The sequence below is a fragment of the Micromonospora globosa genome (assembly GCF_000717585.1).
Lineage (GTDB): Bacteria > Actinomycetota > Actinomycetes > Mycobacteriales > Micromonosporaceae > Micromonospora > Micromonospora aurantiaca.
This window is the reverse complement of record NZ_JNZR01000045.1, coordinates 1-16,254: the sequence shown is the minus strand read 5'-3', so window position 1 is coordinate 16,254 and position 16,254 is coordinate 1. Positions and strand designations below refer to the sequence as shown.

General features: G+C 74.1%; 8 protein-coding genes and 2 pseudogenes. 5 read left to right on the top strand and 5 right to left on the bottom strand.

Translation table 11 applies throughout. The features are described 5' to 3' along the window. Positions 1-5 precede the first annotated feature (5 nt). On the top strand, positions 6-1,256 hold the full coding sequence (locus tag IF06_RS0129500; RefSeq protein ID WP_030274946.1) for an acyltransferase family protein: 1,251 nt from the start codon (positions 6-8) through the stop codon (positions 1,254-1,256). A gap of 151 nt (positions 1,257-1,407) precedes the next feature. Beyond that, complete coding sequence (locus IF06_RS0129495; RefSeq protein WP_085983664.1) at positions 1,408-2,586, top strand: glycosyltransferase family 4 protein; 1,179 nt, start codon at positions 1,408-1,410, stop codon at positions 2,584-2,586. Here the strand turns inward: IF06_RS0129495 and IF06_RS0129490 are convergent. The 3 genes from IF06_RS0129490 to IF06_RS0129480 are packed head-to-tail and all read right to left on the bottom strand — an operon-like array spanning position 2,571 to position 6,387. Next, positions 2,571-2,765 (bottom strand): hypothetical protein, encoded by a 195-nt coding sequence (locus IF06_RS0129490; protein ID WP_013289076.1) that lies wholly within the window; start codon positions 2,763-2,765, stop codon positions 2,571-2,573. The genes IF06_RS0129495 and IF06_RS0129490 overlap by 16 nt on opposite strands. A 35-nt stretch (positions 2,766-2,800) precedes the next feature. Then, positions 2,801-4,510 (bottom strand): hypothetical protein, encoded by a 1,710-nt coding sequence (locus IF06_RS0129485; protein WP_013289077.1) that lies wholly within the window; start codon positions 4,508-4,510, stop codon positions 2,801-2,803. Then, positions 4,510-6,387, bottom strand: coding sequence for a hypothetical protein (locus IF06_RS0129480; protein ID WP_369752259.1), 1,878 nt, complete (start codon positions 6,385-6,387; stop codon positions 4,510-4,512). The genes IF06_RS0129485 and IF06_RS0129480 overlap by 1 nt, the downstream gene beginning before the upstream one ends. A gap of 169 nt (positions 6,388-6,556) precedes the next feature. On the opposite strand from IF06_RS0129480, the pseudogene IF06_RS32395 reads away from it, so the two are divergent. Continuing rightward, a pseudogene (locus IF06_RS32395) lies at positions 6,557-11,192 on the top strand (alpha-(1->3)-arabinofuranosyltransferase domain-containing protein). Continuing rightward, positions 11,189-12,472, top strand: a complete 1,284-nt coding sequence (locus IF06_RS34495; RefSeq protein ID WP_013289080.1) for a lipopolysaccharide biosynthesis protein — start codon at positions 11,189-11,191, stop codon at positions 12,470-12,472. Before IF06_RS32395 ends, IF06_RS34495 begins: the two are co-directional and overlap by 4 nt. A gap of 16 nt (positions 12,473-12,488) precedes the next feature. Here the strand turns inward: IF06_RS34495 and nudC are convergent. Further along, positions 12,489-13,172: pseudogene (gene nudC / locus IF06_RS33350) on the bottom strand (NAD(+) diphosphatase); the annotation flags it as partial. 300 nt (positions 13,173-13,472) lie between these two features. Here nudC and IF06_RS0129460 point away from each other — a divergent pair. Continuing rightward, on the top strand, positions 13,473-15,290 hold the full coding sequence (locus IF06_RS0129460; protein WP_030274941.1) for a VanW family protein: 1,818 nt from the start codon (positions 13,473-13,475) through the stop codon (positions 15,288-15,290). A gap of 58 nt (positions 15,291-15,348) precedes the next feature. Here IF06_RS0129460 and IF06_RS0129455 read toward each other — a convergent pair whose 3' ends face one another. Further along, positions 15,349-15,975, bottom strand: a complete 627-nt coding sequence (locus IF06_RS0129455) for an NADPH-dependent F420 reductase (protein WP_013474935.1) — start codon at positions 15,973-15,975, stop codon at positions 15,349-15,351. Positions 15,976-16,254 lie beyond the last annotated feature (279 nt).

Below are 16,254 nucleotides of genomic sequence, written 5' to 3'. Positions count from 1 at the left end.
TCCAGATGTCCACAGCCACCACGCCAACAATCCCGGAGCCACCGGTAACGGGCCGTCTTCCCGCCCTCGACGCGCTGCGAGCGATAGGCGCGGTGGCGGTCGTCGGTCACCACGTCGGCTTCCAGACCGCCGTCACCATGAACACCACGTGGGGCGGCTGGTTGGCGCGCCTGGACGTGGGCGTGGCGATCTTCTTCGTGCTCTCCGGCTTCCTGCTGTTCCGCCCGTGGGCGCTCACCGTCGCCACCGGGCGCCCACGGCCCCGCGCCAAGCGGTACTTCTGGCGCCGGGCGCTGCGGATCCTGCCCGCGTACTGGCTGGCGGTGGTGGTCTGTTTCGTCGTCCTGCCCGGCAACCACCCGGTGTCGGCCGGTGACTGGCTGCGCCACCTCACGCTCACCCAGATCTACGGCCCGGGCCAGCTCCGCCACGGGCTCAGCCAGACCTGGAGCCTCGCCACCGAGGTCGTCTTCTACCTGCTCCTGCCGCTGCTCGCGGTGCTCGCCGTGGGCCGGACCTGGCGTCCCGTCCGCACCGTCCTGCTCGCCTCCTCCGGCGCGCTGCTGACCGTCGCGTGGGTCGCCATGATGGGCGCCGGCTGGCTCGACGGCGCGCTGCACACCATGTGGTTCCCCTCGTACGGCGCATGGTTCGGCGGTGGCATGGCGCTGGCCGCGGCGCACGTGGCCCTGCGTACCGGCACCGCGCCGGCCGCCTTCCGCGTGCTCGACGACCTCGCCTCGGCGCCGCTCGCCTGCTGGGGTGCCGCGGTCGCGGTGATGGCGATCGCGACGACGCCGATCGCCGGCCCGCGCGACCTGACCAGCCCGACCGCCGTCGAGTTCGGCACCAAGATGGCGCTCTACCTCCTGATCGCCGTCCTGATCACGATCCCGGTGGCGTTCGGCGGCCCGACCCGGGCGAAGGAGGTCTTCAGCACCGGGTCGGCGCGGTGGATGGGCCACGTGTCGTACGGGCTGTTCCTGTGGCACCCGCTGGTCATCGAGCTGATCTACCTGCTCGAGGACCGGCCGCTGTTCACCGGCGAGTTCGTCAACGTCTTCGCCCTGACCATGGTCTTCGGACTGATGTACGCCGCGGCCAGCTACTACGGCGTCGAGCGCCCTCTCCAGACGCTCGGCACGCAGAGCCGCCGCCGGCCGACCGGGCGCGGACCGGCGGCGGGGGCACCGGCCGTCCCGGCCACCACGCCGGACGTCCCGGCCACCACGCCGGACGTCGCGGCACCCGCCTAGCGGTCACCAGCCGAACACCGAGCGTCATCCGACGACGCCCGGCGGCTCAACGCCGCCGCTCGGGGCATTGCCGGGCGCAGGCCCAGCCCTTAATGTGACGCGCACCGCTAAATTACTTGAGAGTAGGGTTCGCGTGGAGCGTCGCTTCGGCATGCCCGGACACGTGCTGTTCCTCAACTGGCGAGACACTCGCAACCCCGAGGGCGGCGGTTCCGAGGTGTACGTGGAACGGATCGCCGCCGAGCTGGTGGCGCGCGGATTCCGCGCCACCCTGTTCTGTGCCGCGCACCGCGAGGCTCCCGCCGACGAGGTCAACGACGAGGGCATCCGGTTCGTCCGTCGCGGCGGCCGGCACACCGTCTACCTCTGGGCCGCGCTCTGCTACCTGGCCGGGGCGTTCGGCCTCGGCCCGCTCGCCGCGCGCCGGGGCGGCCGGCCGGACATCCTCGTCGACGTCTGCAACGGCCTGCCGTTCCTCTCCCCGCTCTGGGCCCGGCGTCCGGTGGTCAAGCTGATCCACCACGTGCACCGCGAGCAGTGGCCGGTGGTCCTGCCGCAGTGGGCCGCCCGGTTCGGCTGGTGGGTCGAGTCGTCGCTGGCGGTACGCGTCTACCGGCGCTGCCGGTACGTCACCGTGTCCGAGGCGACCCGGCGCGAACTCGCCACCCTCGGCGTACCGCCGGAGCAGGTCTCGGTGGTCTACAACGGCACGCCGGAGCTGCCCCGCACCGACGCCGGGCGCGCACCGTTCCCGCTGCTCGTGACGCTGAACCGGCTGGTGCCGCACAAGCGGGTGGAGGTGGCGCTGCGGGCGGTCGCGGCGCTCGCCGACGAGCTGCCCCAGCTCCGCCTGGTGGTGGCCGGTCAGGGCTGGTGGGAGTCGCACCTGCGCGAGGTCGCCGACGAGCTGGACATCACCGACCGGGTCGACTTCCGGGGCTTCGTGACGGAGGAGGAGAAGGCCGCGCTGCTGGCCTCGGCCTGGGTCGCCCTGACGCCGTCGCTCAAGGAGGGCTGGGGGCTGACGATCGTGGAGGCCGGCGCGGCGGGCACGCCGACAGTTGCGTTCCGGGAGGCGGGCGGCGTCGCGGAGGCGGTGGTCGACGGGCGCACCGGCCTGCTGGCCGACGACATCGACGACTACCTGGCGAAGGTGCGCGCGCTGCTGCACGACGACGAGATGCGTCAGGAGATGGGCGCTCAGGCCCGGCGGCACGCGGCGAACTTCACCTGGCCGGTGGCGGGGGAACGCTTCGCGACCCTGCTGGAGACCGCGGACTCGCCCCGCCGGGTGCAGCGGCGGGGCGACCCGTCCTACCTGTTGCCGTAGACCTCGGGGGCGTACGGGTCCTGCTTCCCGGCCCGCTTGGCCGCCTCCGAGGCGTTACGCGCCTCGGTTGCGGCCTCCTCCGCCGTGGCGGTCGCGGCGGCGGAGAGCCCGCCGAGGGCCAGGACCCCGAGCAACGCCGCCACCAGGCCGGACACGACAAGGGTTAGAGCTCTACGCATGCCATTCCTCCAGTGGTGAGACGTGCGAGCGGACGTTACCACGCAGTAGCTCGCCGGCGTAGGGTCGAAAAGGCGGCAGCCATGACCACCAGAACGGCAGTTCCGCACGCGAGCACGACAAGCCAGCGACCGGATCCGGCCCGCTGCGGCGAGCCCGACGCGGCCGGGTTCCGGTAGAGGCTCAGCGACTCCCCCTCGTACCGGAGGTCGAGACCGGCCAGGACGGCCGGGTCCACTGTGCTCGGCGTACCGTGCTGCACCACCACCCAGCGCACGCCGGTGGCCGAGACCGGCCGTCCCTCGGCGAGCACTCGGCGTACCTCGCGCAGGCGCGGATTCTCGCCCGCCACCGCGACGTCGTCGACCACGAGCGTGTCGTCGGTGAGCACGGTTCCCGGCAGGTAGCGGGGCGCCGGGTCCAGCACCACCCGGCCCGGGTTCCACGGATAGGCCCGGTAGGTGGTCAGCGGCAGGGCGAGGATCTCACCCGGGTCGTCCGGCAGGCGCTCGGCGACCGCCTGCCAGTCCGCCGGGTAGCGCACCGGGCTGATCCGGCCGGCCCCGCCGAACGCCAGGTCCGGCATCGCGGCCAACGGCAGGAGCAGCAGCCCGGCCAGCACGATCCCGCCGACCTCCCGGTCGATCCGGGCCACCAGCCGCTCGGCGCCGAGCGCCGCGCACACCACCAGCACGAGGGCGTACGGCGCGAGGAACTTCTGCCCGTCGCGGAGCAGTCCCGCGCCCGGCACGTGCGCCACCGCCCAGCTCAGCGCCGTGTTCCCGCCGGGCAGCACGGCGAGGGCGGCCAGCAGGTACGCGCCGCCGGCCAGCACGCCCAGCCGTACCGCCGCGCCCGCCGGCAGCCGGCGCCGCAGCAGGCCGGCGCCGACCACGGCCAGGACCACGAGCACCAGGGTCGCCAGCGGGGCCGGCGTGCCGGACCGGCTGGACGGGGTGGCCTGCACGTTCCAGATGCCGCCGGTGCCCGCGAGCGCCACCAGCGGGCCGGCCCAGTTCTCGGCGCGCGCCGCGAACGCCGCCACACCCGCCGGGTCGGACGTGCCGCCCGCGCCGGTCACCAGGGCCGCCACGATCCACGGTGCGTTGAGCAGCGCGACACCGCCCACCGCGACCGCGGACAGCCGGAGCCGGGCCCGATCCGCCGCCAGCACCAGCACCGTCGCCAGGGCGATCAGGCCGCCGGTCGGGGTGATCGCGGCGGGCGCGGCGAGCAGCACCACCCGGGCGAGCGCGCCGTCGCGGCCCGCCCGCAGGTCCAGCGCCGCCCGCACCAGCCAGGGCAGTGCGGCGTACGCCAGCAGCAGCCCCCACTGCCCGATCAGCAGCCGCTCGGCCAGGTACGGCGTCCACGCGTACGCCACGGCGGCGACGAGTTGCACCGCACGCCGCTCGGTCGGCACCAGCCGTCCGGCGCCCACGGCGGCGAACAGGACCGCACCGGCCAGCGCCACCCGCTGCACCACCCAGCCCGGCACGAGCTGGGTCACCAGCGAGACCAGCGCGTCCATCGGCACCGCCCGGGGCAGGCTCTGCGCCGGGGCCACCAGATCCCAGCTCAGCGGCTGCCGGGGGACGAACACCATGTCGTACCGCAGCGCGTAGCCCGGCGCCGCGAGCGGGGCCAGGATCAACGCGGTGACGACGACCGCCACGAGGTACAGCGGCAGCGCCTCCCGCCACCGCCGGACCGCGGGGCCGCCGCCCTCGGCGGGACGTCCGGTCATTACGGCTTCGGCACCGCCCGGCCGATGGTGATCAGGTTGGTGCACAACCTGACTCCGGGCGTGTTCACGGTCAGCTCGACGGCGGACCCGGCACCCTCCACCATGAAGAACACGTCGTTCAGCCCGCTCTTGAGCGTGATCTCGCGGGTGGCGTCGCCGAGCTTGAACACCGCCGTCGAGTCACCGGAGCTGACGTAGCCGAAGTGCACCACGTACGGCCACTCGACCAGGTAGCCGTCCATCGGGATCCGGGTGGTCCGGCCACCCTCGGCCAGGTGCCCGCAGCCCTCCACGGTGCCGGGCGCGACCTTGCGTCCCTCGACCACCACCGGACGGATCCGGCCGTTCTCGTCGAACGTCGACGGCTTCTCGCTCATCGTCACGAACGTCGGCCGGCGCTCCGCCGGACGGAAGAAGTGGGACTGGAGGTTGTCCGGCCAGAAGTATCCGGCCACCACCCGGTCCGGCACGATCGTGTCGAAGAAGACGGTGCCCGGCGGAGCGGCGGCCAGCTCGGCCTGCGTGGTGGCCAGGTAGTCCCGCCCGTGCTTGGTGCTCCAGTTGTCGCCGAACCGCGCGGTGCTCCACAGCGTGCCCACGCCGATGGTCGCCAGCAGCACCACCATCGAGACCAGGCCGACGGCGAAGGCGCCCGGCTCCCGCAGCACAGTCGGCAGCGGCCACGCGGACACGTCGTCCTCGTCGTTGTCCTTCATCCCGAGCAGCGCCACCCCGACGCAGATCGCGGCCACCAGCACCACGTCCGCGACGTACCGGGGGACGACGCCGACCAGCGGCCCGAGCGGCCCGCCGAGCCGGGTCACCGCGAACAGCGCCGCGACCAGGCCGAGGTAGCAGGCGAGCAGCAGCCAGGCCCGCCCGGCGGACGGCCGCCGCCGCACCGTGACCACGATCAGCGCCGCGAGCACCGCCCAGGACAGCCACTTCGCGATGTCGTACGGGTCGGACAGCGGCGGCCCGTCACCGGCGTACGTCCAGCGCCACGGCCCGCCCAGCAGGCCCGGCACCACCGTGTCGCCGATCAGGTCGCCGAGGAAGGAGAAGACCTGCCCGACCGAGGTGGGCTCGTCCAGCCCCCGGGCCGGGCGGGTCAGGTAGTACGCCAGGTACGCCCCGGACAGCACGGTGAGCATCAGCCACGCCGGCCAGAACCGCACGACGGTGGTCACCAGGCTGCGCCACGCGCGGCCCTTGGTGAACAGGAACGCGGTCAGCAGGAACAGCAGCGGCACGATGAGCAGCGCCTTGGTGTCGAAGAGCAGGCCGAACACCAGCCAGAACGCGACCAGGACGAGGTGCCGCCTACGGCCGGTGCGCACGTACCGGACCTGGGCCGCCACCGCGAGGACCAGGGCGAGTTGCGGCGGCAGAACGAGCAGCCCGACCAGCCACAGCGACGACACCTCGAGCGTCAGCGGGCTGAACAGGAACAGGCTCAGCGGGACCAGCAGCCCCCAGCCGGGCCGCAGCAGATCACGGAGCAGCCGGTAGAGGGCGATCCCCACCGCCGCCTGCCCGGCCGCCAGCAGCAGGATCCACGGCCAGCCGGCGAAACCGGCCGCCCGGACCATCAGCCACGCGACCGCCAGCCCGGCCGGCATGAGGTGGTTGTTGAACGTGCCCAGCAGGTAGTCCGGGTCCAGCCGGGTGTCGAGCACCTGCGCGGCGATGACGAACTCGTCCTGCGAGAACCAGCCACGGGCGGCCAGCCCGGCGCGCGACGCGACGGACACGACGATGAGGGCGATCGCGACCGCGCGGACGCGGTCGGCGGCAATCCAGCGACCGATCGGTCCGGGTCCGTCGTCCTCCGCGCCGACGGCTGCCGGATGCGTCTCGGCCGCTGCTTGTGGCATTGACATGGTCGGCAGCCTGCCACACGCTTACACGCCGTGGGGACGGCCGTTCTCCTGATAACGCCCTGCCGCGCCCCCAGGTCGCCACTGCGCGTCCGGTCCGGATAACGTCGCGCGACACGCGTCATGTTGCAGGTGCGCGTACGGCCGGCGGAGACGGGAGCCGAAAATGCGTGCGGACGGGACGACAACGTCGCCGACGGGGACGGAAACCCCCGCCCGGGAGACCGGCCGTGCCCGGCAGACGGCGCGACGGTTCCGGCACCTGACGATCTGCCTCGCGCTCACCGCCCTCGCCTTCCAGCAGGCCCCCGGGCAGGTCGTACCGGACACGAAGGTCGACCTCAACGTCAATCCGGCCGGGTGGCTGCTGCGCTCGCTGCACCTGTGGGATCCCACCGGCACGTTCGGCCAGCTCCAGAACCAGGCGTACGGATATCTCTGGCCGATGGGCCCGTTCTTCCTGCTCGGGACGGAACTGGGCATCGCGCCGTGGATCGTCCAGCGGCTCTGGTGGGCGCTGCTGTTCTGCGTCGCGTACCTCGGTGTGGTGCGGCTGGCGGGCCGGCTCCGGCATCGGCAGCCCCGCCGGCCGGATGATCGCCGGTGTCGCGTTCGCGCTGTCCCCGCGCATCCTGACCCAGCTCGGCTGGTCGTCGGTGGAGTCCTGGCCCAGCGCCGTCGCGCCGTGGGTGCTCATCCCGCTCGTGGGACTCGCCCGGGGCGCCCGGCTGCGCCGCGCGGTCGCCGGGTCGGCGGTCGCCGTCGCCTGCGCGGGCGGCGTCAACGCCACAGCCGTCGCCGCCGTGGTGCCGCTCGCCCTGCTCTGGCTCGCCACGCTCCGGCCGTTGCGCCGCCGCGTCACCGCCCTCGCGGCCTGGTGCGGCGCGGTCGCCCTGGCCACCGCGTGGTGGCTGATCCCGCTGCTGGTCCTCGGCCGGTACAGCCCGCCGTTCCTGGACTACATCGAGACCGCCCGCAACACCACCAGCGTCACCGACGCGGTCACGACGCTGCGCGGCGCCTCCTACTGGGTCGCGTACCTGGCGTCCCCGTTCGGCGCGAACATCCCGGCCGGCGCCCGGCTGGCCAACGACACGCTGCTCGTGGTGGCCACCCTGGCGGTGGCCGCGCTCGGGGTGCTCGGCCTGTCCCGGCGCGGGATGCCGCACCGCCGGTTCCTCATCACCGGTCTGCTGCTCGGCGTCGCGCTCGTCGGTCTCGGGCACACCGGCGACCTGCCGAACATCCTCGCCGGGCCGCAGCAGCAGTTCCTCGACGGCATCGGCGCCCCGCTGCGCAACGTGCACAAGTTCGACGTGCTGCTGCGCCTGCCGCTGGCGCTCGGCCTGGCGCACCTGGTCAGCCTCGCCGTACGCGCGGCCCGGACCGCCCCCGAGCAGCGTCGTGGCCGGGCCACGGCACGGGCCTGGCTCACCGCCGGCACGGCGATGGTCGCGGTCGCGGGCGTCGCCTCACCGGCGCTCGCCGGTGGCCTCGCCACCCCGGGGGCGGTGAAGGACGTGCCCGGCTACTGGCACGAGGCCACCGACTGGCTGGACGCGAACACCGGACGCGGGCGGGTCCTCGTCGTCCCCGGCGCGCGCTTCCCCGCGTACGACTGGGGCAGCACCACCGACGAGATCGCCCAGCCGCTGCTGGACAGCCGGTGGGCGGTCCGCAACGCCATCCCGTTCACCCCGCCCGCCACGATCCGGCTGCTGGACGCGATCGAGTCGACGCTCGCCACCGGCGCCGGTTCGGCGGGCCTGGCCGACCTGCTCGCCCGCTCCGGGATCAGCCACGTCCTGTTCCGCGCCGACCTCGACCACGGCCGCTCGGACACGGCCCGCCCCGCGGTCGTCCGGCAGGCGCTGGAACGCTCGCCCGGCCTGACCCGCGTGGTGTCCTTCGGCCCGGTGCGCGGCGGCTCCGACGCCCCTGACGAGTTCCGCGACCAGGGCCTGGACGTGCCCGGGCGGGCGCTTGAGGTGTACCGGGTGGACCGCGCCGTCCAGCCGGTGGTCGCGTACGACCGCGACGACGTGACCACCGTCGTCGGCGGTCCCGAGTCGCTGCTCGACCTGGCCGCCTCGGGCCAGCTCGGCGCCGCGCCCACGATCCTGGCCGGCGACGCGAAGGCCGGTGAGACCACCGGGCGGGTCGTGATGACCGACGGGCTGCGGAGGCGCGACGTCTCGTTCGGCCGGCTGCGCGACAACTCCTCCCAGACGCTCACCGCCGACGACACCTTCGCGGTGTCCGCGCCCGCGCACGACTACCTGCCCGACTGGGGGCCGGAGTGGTCGACCGTCGCGCGCTTCGAGGGCATCAGCGGGATCCGCGCCTCCACCGCCCGCTCCCAGATCGACGCGACCGGCGGCACCCGGCCCGAATACCAGCCGTACGCGGCGATGGACGGGAACACCGCCACATCCTGGCGGTCGGCGCCGCACTCACGCAGCGACAGGCAGTGGATCGAGGTGAACCTGGCGAACCCGACCCGGGTCACCCGGGTGGAGGTCTGGTTCGACCTGAAGGCCGACGCCCTGCCCACCACAGTCACCGTGACCGCCGGATACGAGAGCCGCACCGTCGAGCAGTTCGGTGACCACATGGTCTTCGAGCTGCCCGGCGTGCACGCCACACGCAAGGTCGAGGTATCAGTGGACGCCGCGTTCGACCTGCGCCCGTTCGGCGACAAGACGGTCGGCATCACCGAGATCAAGATCCCAGGTGTCCAGACCAGCCGGACCCTCCAGCTGCCCGCCGCCCCCGCCACCGACCAGCCCGCAGGCGTGGTCGTGTCGGCGGCCCCGTCCACGCCCGCCTGCTTCACCGTCGACGGCCGCCCCCGCTGCTCCACCGACGCGATCCGCGGCTCGGAGGACGCCTCCACCATCGACCGCACCTTCACACTGCCGGTGGCCGGGACGTACGACGCGAAGCTGTGGGCGCGGCCGACCCCCGGCCCGGAGCTGAACGCCGCTCTGGACAAGCTGGTCGCCGACGCCCAGCCGTTGCGCCTCGCGCCGCAGGTCACCGCGTCCTCGACGGCGGTGCCCGACCCGGCCGGCCGGCCCGGCGCGGTCCTCGACGGCGACCCGGCCACGAGCTGGTCACCGGCGCTGAACGACGAGGCGCCGATCCTGCGCCTCACCTGGCTCGAACCGCAGGTCATCAGCCGGATCCGGTTCACCGTCGAGGAGGGGACCGCCGCCACCCGGATCGGCAGCGTCCGCGTGGTCGGCAACGACGGGTTCCGCAGCAACCTGCTCACCAACGACGGCGTGCTCACGCTCGACCCGCCGATGCGGACCGACTCGATCACCATCCAGTTCCTCGACAAGCCGTCCGCCACCAGCACCGACCCGTACGGCCTGCGGCTGCCAGAGCCGCTGCCCATCGCTGTCGGCGAGGTGACGGTGCTGCCCCTCGGCACCACTGTCGCACCCCGCCCGGAGACGCCGCTGAAGCTGGCCTGCGGCTCCGGCCCGACGCTCCAGGTCGGCTCGTCCCGGATCACCACCACGCTCACCGGCACGGTGCGCGACCTGCTGGAGCTGCGCGAGATGCCAGTCACCGCCTGCGGCCGGACCACGCCCAAGCAGCTCGACCTGGGCAGCGGCGAGCACCGCCTCGTCACCACCGCGAGCACGCTCGCCACCGCCACCCGCGTCGCGCTGACGCCACGGACCGCGACGCCCGCCGCGGAGGCCACCGCCGGCGACATCGAGGTGGGTTCCTGGTCGGCCACCGAGCGGCGGGTACGGGTGTCCGAGCACTCCGTCGACCGGGTGCTCGCGGTGCGGGAGAACACCAACACCGGCTGGCAGGCGACCATCGGCGGCACGACGCTCACCCCGCTCGTGGTGGACGGCTGGCAGCAGGGCTGGATCCTGCCCGCCGGTGTCTCCGGGGACGTGGTGCTGCGCTTCACGCCGGACACCCCGTACCGGATGGGTCTGCTGCTCGGCGGCGTCCTGCTGGCGGTGGTGGTGCTGCTCGCGGTGCTGCCCGATCGCCGGCCCGCCGGGGATCGCGCGGTCGTCGTCGCACCGGCGGCCCGGCGACGGCTCACCCGCTCGCTGCCGCTGCTCGCAGTCGGCGCCGCCGCGCTCGTGCTCCACAGCGGTCTGCTCGGCGCCCTGCTGGTCGCGGCGGGCTTCATGCTCGCCGTACCCGGGCCGCGTCGCCTGCCGTGGACCAGTGACCCCCGGCGGGTCAGGAGGATCGCCCGGGCGGCCGAGACGTGGCTCCCCGGCGCGCTCGTGGCGCTGGCCGGGTGGGTCCATCTGGAATCGGGCGACCGGCACACCGACGTGCTGCCGCAACTCCTGACGGTCGCCGCCCTGGGCGCGCTCTGGCTCTCCACGACCGCCCGCCGACGGCCCGTACGCCGGATCAGGCCCGCCTCGGCGGCGGCCCCGGCCGTGCCGGCCCCCCGGACGCCGGAGCCGGCCGGGCAGCCGACGCCCGTCCCCGCCCTCGCCGCCGCGGCCGTCGCCGCTCCCGCCGCCCTCGCCGGTCCAGGCACGGGTCCGGGCCGATGGCCGGACCTCGACGTCGAGCCGGGTCCGGACCGAGACGCGGACCGCGACGCCGAGCCGGGCGCGGACCTGGGGCCGGACCTCGACGTCGAGCCGGCCACGGACCGGGACGCGGGCCGAGGGCCGGACGGCGAGGCCGAGCCGGATACGAACCTGGACGGTCGCGCCGAGCCCGACTCGGACGGGCGGCCGGGACCGGACGTCGCGCCGGGGCCGGAGGACGGCCCGGCGTCCCGCGTCTCGGAGATCACGTGAGCGAGGGCCGGCCGGGCCCGCAGCCGGCGGACGGCCGGAGGACCGGGCTGGGAGCGGCGGGCGTCGCCGTCACGCTCGCCGGTGTGCTGGTCAACGGCCTGGCCTACCTGGTGCCGGTACTCGCCGCCCGGAAGCTCGACGCGGACGACCTCGGCGCGCTCGCCACCGCCCTCGGCCTCGTGGCCATCGCCGGTGTGCCGGGGCTCGGCCTGCAACTCGCGGTCGCCGTGCACCACGCCCGGCACGGCCCGTCCGACACCCGGCGGCTCACCGTGCTGACCGCCGCCCTGTGCGCGGGGGCGCTGCTGGTGGCGACGCCGGTGCTCGTCGCCGCGCTGGACCTGCCGGCGGTGGTACCGGCGCTGCTGGCCGTCACCACGGCTTCGGTGGTGCTCTCGTCGCGCTCGCTCGGCGAGTTGCAGGGCGGTCAGCGCTTCCTGCGGCTCGCCGCCGCGATGGCGCTGCTGGCCGCCGCGCGCTACGGCGGGGTGATCGTGGGGCTGCTGCTCGGCGCGGGCCTGACCGGCGCGCTCGCGATCGGTGCGCTCACCGCCGCGCTGGCGCCACCGGCGCTGGCCTGGCTCACCGGTACGCCCCGGCGTCCCTCGGCCGCCCCGCGCCTGACCGTCGCCCAGGTGACCGCCGGGTGCGGGGCGACGCTGGCGATGCTCGTCGTCTCCTACGCCGATCTGCTCCTGGCCCGGCAACTGCTGCCGCCGTCGGGTTCCGGGGCGTACTCGGTGGGGACCGTCCTGACCAAGGGCGCGCTCTGGGCGCCGCAGGTCGCCGCCGTCCTCGCCCTGCCACGCCTGGCCCGCGGGGACCGCCGCAGCCGCACGGTCGCGCTCGCGGTGACGGGTGCCTGCGGCCTGGTCCTGGTGGGCGCGTCGGCAGTCGCCGGCGGGCTGGCCTTCCGGCTCGTCGGCGGACCCGACTACACGGCGCTCGGCCGGTACGCGCCGCTGTTCGCCGCCGTCGGCGCGCTCTACGCGGTGACGTTCGTTCTGCTCAACGACCGTCTCGCCGGAGGCGTCAGGTGGCCGGCAGCACCGCTGTGGCTGGGCACCGGCGCGCTGGTGACCGTTGCCGCGATCGTGCGTCCGCGTACCGTCGGCGGTCTCGTCGTCGCGGCGCTCGCCACGGCCGTGGTCACGACACTGCTGATGGCCGTGCCGGCGACTCGGCGCCCAGCCAGTCACCCAGCAACAGGTGATCGATCGAGTCCACCCGGCCCAGCGACCGACCGGACGCGATCCGCTCCCGCAGCTCCGCCCGGGTGAACCAGCGCGCCTCCAGCAGCTCCACCCCGTCGACGCGGACCTGCTCGGAGGTGGCGACGGCCCGGAAACCCACCATCAGGCCAGCCGGGAACGGCCACGCCTGCGACCCCTGGTAGGTCACGTCGGTGACTGTCACCCCCGCCTCCTCCGCCAGCTCCCGGCGGACCGCGTCCTCCAGGCTCTCACCGACCTCGACGAAGCCGGCGAGCGTCGAATACGCCCCCTCGGCCGCGCCCGCGTGCCGGGCCAGCAGGCAGCGCCCCGGCGGGCCGGGTGCCTCGACGAGCACGATGACAGCTGGCTCGATCCGGGGGAACAGCAGCCGCCCGCACTCCGCGTCCGCGCAGGTCCGGACGTGTCCGCCGCCACCGGCCACCGCCGCCGCGCCGCACGCGCCGCAGTATCGCTGCTGCCGGTGCCACAGCAGCAACCCCCGGGCGTACGCCTGGACGGCCGCCCCGGCCGGGTCGAGCCGGCCGGCCAGCGCCCGCAGGTCGGCCGCCCGCGTCGCGGCGGCCGCCTCCACAGCGGCCCGCTCGCCCAGCGCGGACAAATCGACGGCGAACACCGCGGCGTCCCCGTCGACCCCGAGGAAGACGGTCTCGCCCGCCGCGGCCCGGACGGTCGACGCCCGCTCACCGGTGAGCCGGACCGGGCCGTCCCCGTCGACCAGGCAGCGGTCCCGCCACAGCGGCAGCACGACGCTCGCCGGGTCGGTCAGCCGCTCGGCCAGCCAGTCCGCGTCGGCGCGCCGCGCCGCCGCCCGGTCCAGCCATCCGCCGCCGTACGCCGGCACCCGATCCTGTGTCCGCACCAGCTCACCGTGCCACGATCCGCACCGCGGCACCGCCCCGAAACGGGTGATCGGTGCGACACCGGCGGTCAACCGACACGACCGCCGGACCGGACACTCCCGGCGGGCCCGAGCGTTGGTTACCGTAGGTGTCTCCCGCGGGGGAAGCGGTCCCCGCGTGTACTTCCGATCGAGGTTGCAGTGACGATGTACGGCGAGAAGATGCCGGCTGCCGACGACCGTCCCACCATCAAGGTGGCGGCGGTGAGCTGGCCCGGCGTCGAGATGGAGCCGGTCGCCACACCACCCGGGGGCGGCGCGGCCAAGCCGACACGCTCGCGACGGGCCCGGCTGCTGCTGGCCGGAGGGATCGTCGCGGCCGTGCTCGCCGGCGGCGTCGGCCTGGGCGCCTACGCGTACGCCGGTGACGTGCCCCGCGGCACCACGGTGCTCGGCACCGAGCTGGGCGGGCGGAGCCGCGCGGAGGCGGCCCAGGCGCTCCGCGCCGAGCTGGAACGCCGGGCCGACAAGTTGGACGCCCCGCTCGCGGTCGCAGTCGGTGAGAACAAGGCCGAGCTGAAGCCGTCCGAGGTGGGGCTCGCCATCGACGTGGACGCGACGGTGGCGGCGGCTGCCGAGGCCGACGCGCACGCGGTGAGCCGGCTCGTCGGCTCCCGGGCGGTCGAGCCGGTGGTGACCGTCGACCAGGCCAAGCTTGGGGCGGCCCTGCGCAAGGTGATGGGCGCGCAGGGGCGTGAGATGACCATGCCGGCGATCATCTGGACCGGGACCACACCGAAGCCGGTCTACCCGAAGCCGGCGCTGACGATCGACACCGATGGCGCCACCTCGGTGGTGAAGGCCGGCTGGCTGGCCGCCGAGCCGGTCACCGTGCCGCTCGTCGAGAAGTGGCCGGCCACCACCCGCGAGGAGGTGGACCGGCTCGTCGCCGAGCTGGCCCGGCCCGCGGTGGCCGCACCGGTCACGCTCACCACCGACGGCGGCTCGGTCACCGTCCCGCCCGCCGCCATCGCCCGGTCGCTGCGCTTCTCCGCCGACGACGCCGGCACGCTCACCCCGAAGGTCGACGTCAAGCGGCTGCGTACCGCACTGGGGGACCGGCTGACGAAGCTCGAGGTCGAGCCGCGGGACGCCGGACTGACCATCAGCGGCGGCAAGCCGAAGGTGCTGCCCAGCAAGCCCGGACGCCAGGTCGACGCCGCCGCGCTCGGCCCGGCGCTGCTCGCGGTGCTGCCGAAGACCGAGGGCCGTACGGTGACCGCCGAGCTGAAGCCGGCCGCCCCCGAGCTGACCGAGGCGGAGCTGGCGAAGCTCGGCATCAAGGAGCGGGTGTCGACGTTCACCACCCAATTCACCGGCGGCCTCTCGTCGCCGCGCAGCCAGAACATCGTCCGTGCGGCGAAGGACGTGGACGGCGCGCTGGTGAAGCCGGGCGAGACGTTCTCGCTCAACGGGCACACCGGCGAACGCGGCTACGACCAGGGATACAAGGACGCGCCGACGATCGTTGGCGGAAAGCTGGTGCCGGGCGTCGGCGGCGGTGTCTCCCAGTTCACCACCACGCTGTTCAACGCCACCTACTACGCCGGGCTGGAGGACGTCGAGCACAAGCCGCACTCGTTCTACTTCAGCCGATACCCGGCGGTGATCGAGTCCACCATCTACTGGCCTCAGCTCGACTTCAAGTTCCGCAACAACACGCCGTACGGCGTCCTGATCGACACGTCGTACACGTCCAACTCGATCACCGTCTCGATCTGGAGCACCAAGATCTACGACAGCGTGAAGACCGAGTACGGCCCGCGCCGCAACATCACCCAGCCGAAGACGGTCTACCTGACGCCGGGTCCGACCTGCATCGCCGCCGCTGGCGCTGTCGGGTTCGCCCAGGACGCGTTCCGGGTCATCAAGAAGGACGGCAAGGTGTTCAAGCGGGAGAAGTTCAGCTGGCGCTACGACGCCGAGCCGCGGTTCATCTGCGCCCCGAAGCCGGGCGACGACTGATCCACGAGACGCAGAAAGGCCCCGCCGGACGTATCCGGCGGGGCCTTTCCCATGATTCTCACGGCCGTGCCGCGGCCAGCCCTTCGCGTACGCCGTCGGCGTCCCGGTCGGTGCCGTAGACGGGCGTGTCCGGCTGCTGCCGCCAGCTCTCGTCCAGGGTGCCCGCGTCGACCGGGTCGAAGCCCAGCTCGTCCACCAGCTCCATCACGATCCGCTTGGCGTCCGCGTCGTCACCGGCCACCGGCAACGCGATCCGGCCCGCCGTACCCGCGGGCTTGCCCTCGTCCATCAGGTGCGCGGCCTGGATGTTGTTGAAGACCTTCACCACCCGGGCGCCCTTGAGGTGATCGGCGGTCCAGCGGCTGGAGCTGAGACTGCGGTCCAGCAGCTCGGGGATGTCCCCGTCCCGCTGGGGGTAGTAGTTGTCGGCGTCGACCACCAGCTTGCCGTCGAAGAGCGCCGCGGGGAGCTGCGGCACCGCCTTCAGCGGGATCGCGATGACCACCAGTTCGGCGCCCTGCACGGCCTCCTCCACCGACACCGCCCGGGCGCCGGTCTCGGCGGCGAGGTCGGTCAGGCTCTGCGGCCCGCGGGAGTTGGCCACCGCGACGTCGTGACCGAGTGAACGCAGACGACGGGTGAGGGTGCCCCCGATGTGCCCCGACCCGATGATTCCGATCTCCATGCCCACTCCTGTACCCCGCGCGGTCGGACCCGATCACGGTCCCGGCGTACGACACGTCACGTTTCGCGCCGCCGAGCCGGCGGGCGAACGTGCGTCGACGGTCCCGGCTCGACGGTACGAGACCGAGGCGGTCCGTCGTGGTGTTTTCCGGGGGGCAACGCAATTCAGGGCCACCCCGGTTGGGGGTGGCCCTGAATTGGAAGATTGTCCGGCGGTGTCCTACTCTCCCACACCCTCCCGAGTGCAGTACCATCGGCGCTGGAGGGCTTAGCTTCCGGG

Excerpts from the sequence above, each read along its gene's own strand:
- IF06_RS0129460 (WP_030274941.1), top strand. The coding sequence starts at position 13,473 with ATGTACGGCGAGAAGATGCCGGCTGCCGACGACCGTCCCACCATCAAG.
- IF06_RS0129485 (WP_013289077.1), bottom strand. The coding sequence starts at position 4,510 with ATGACCGGACGTCCCGCCGAGGGCGGCGGCCCCGCGGTCCGGCGGTGG.
- IF06_RS0129455 (WP_013474935.1), bottom strand. The coding sequence starts at position 15,975 with ATGGAGATCGGAATCATCGGGTCGGGGCACATCGGGGGCACCCTCACC.
- IF06_RS0129480 (WP_369752259.1), bottom strand. The coding sequence starts at position 6,387 with ATGCCACAAGCAGCGGCCGAGACGCATCCGGCAGCCGTCGGCGCGGAG.
- IF06_RS0129495 (WP_085983664.1), top strand. The coding sequence starts at position 1,408 with ATGCCCGGACACGTGCTGTTCCTCAACTGGCGAGACACTCGCAACCCC.
- IF06_RS0129490 (WP_013289076.1), bottom strand. The coding sequence starts at position 2,765 with ATGCGTAGAGCTCTAACCCTTGTCGTGTCCGGCCTGGTGGCGGCGTTG.
- IF06_RS0129500 (WP_030274946.1), top strand. The coding sequence starts at position 6 with ATGTCCACAGCCACCACGCCAACAATCCCGGAGCCACCGGTAACGGGC.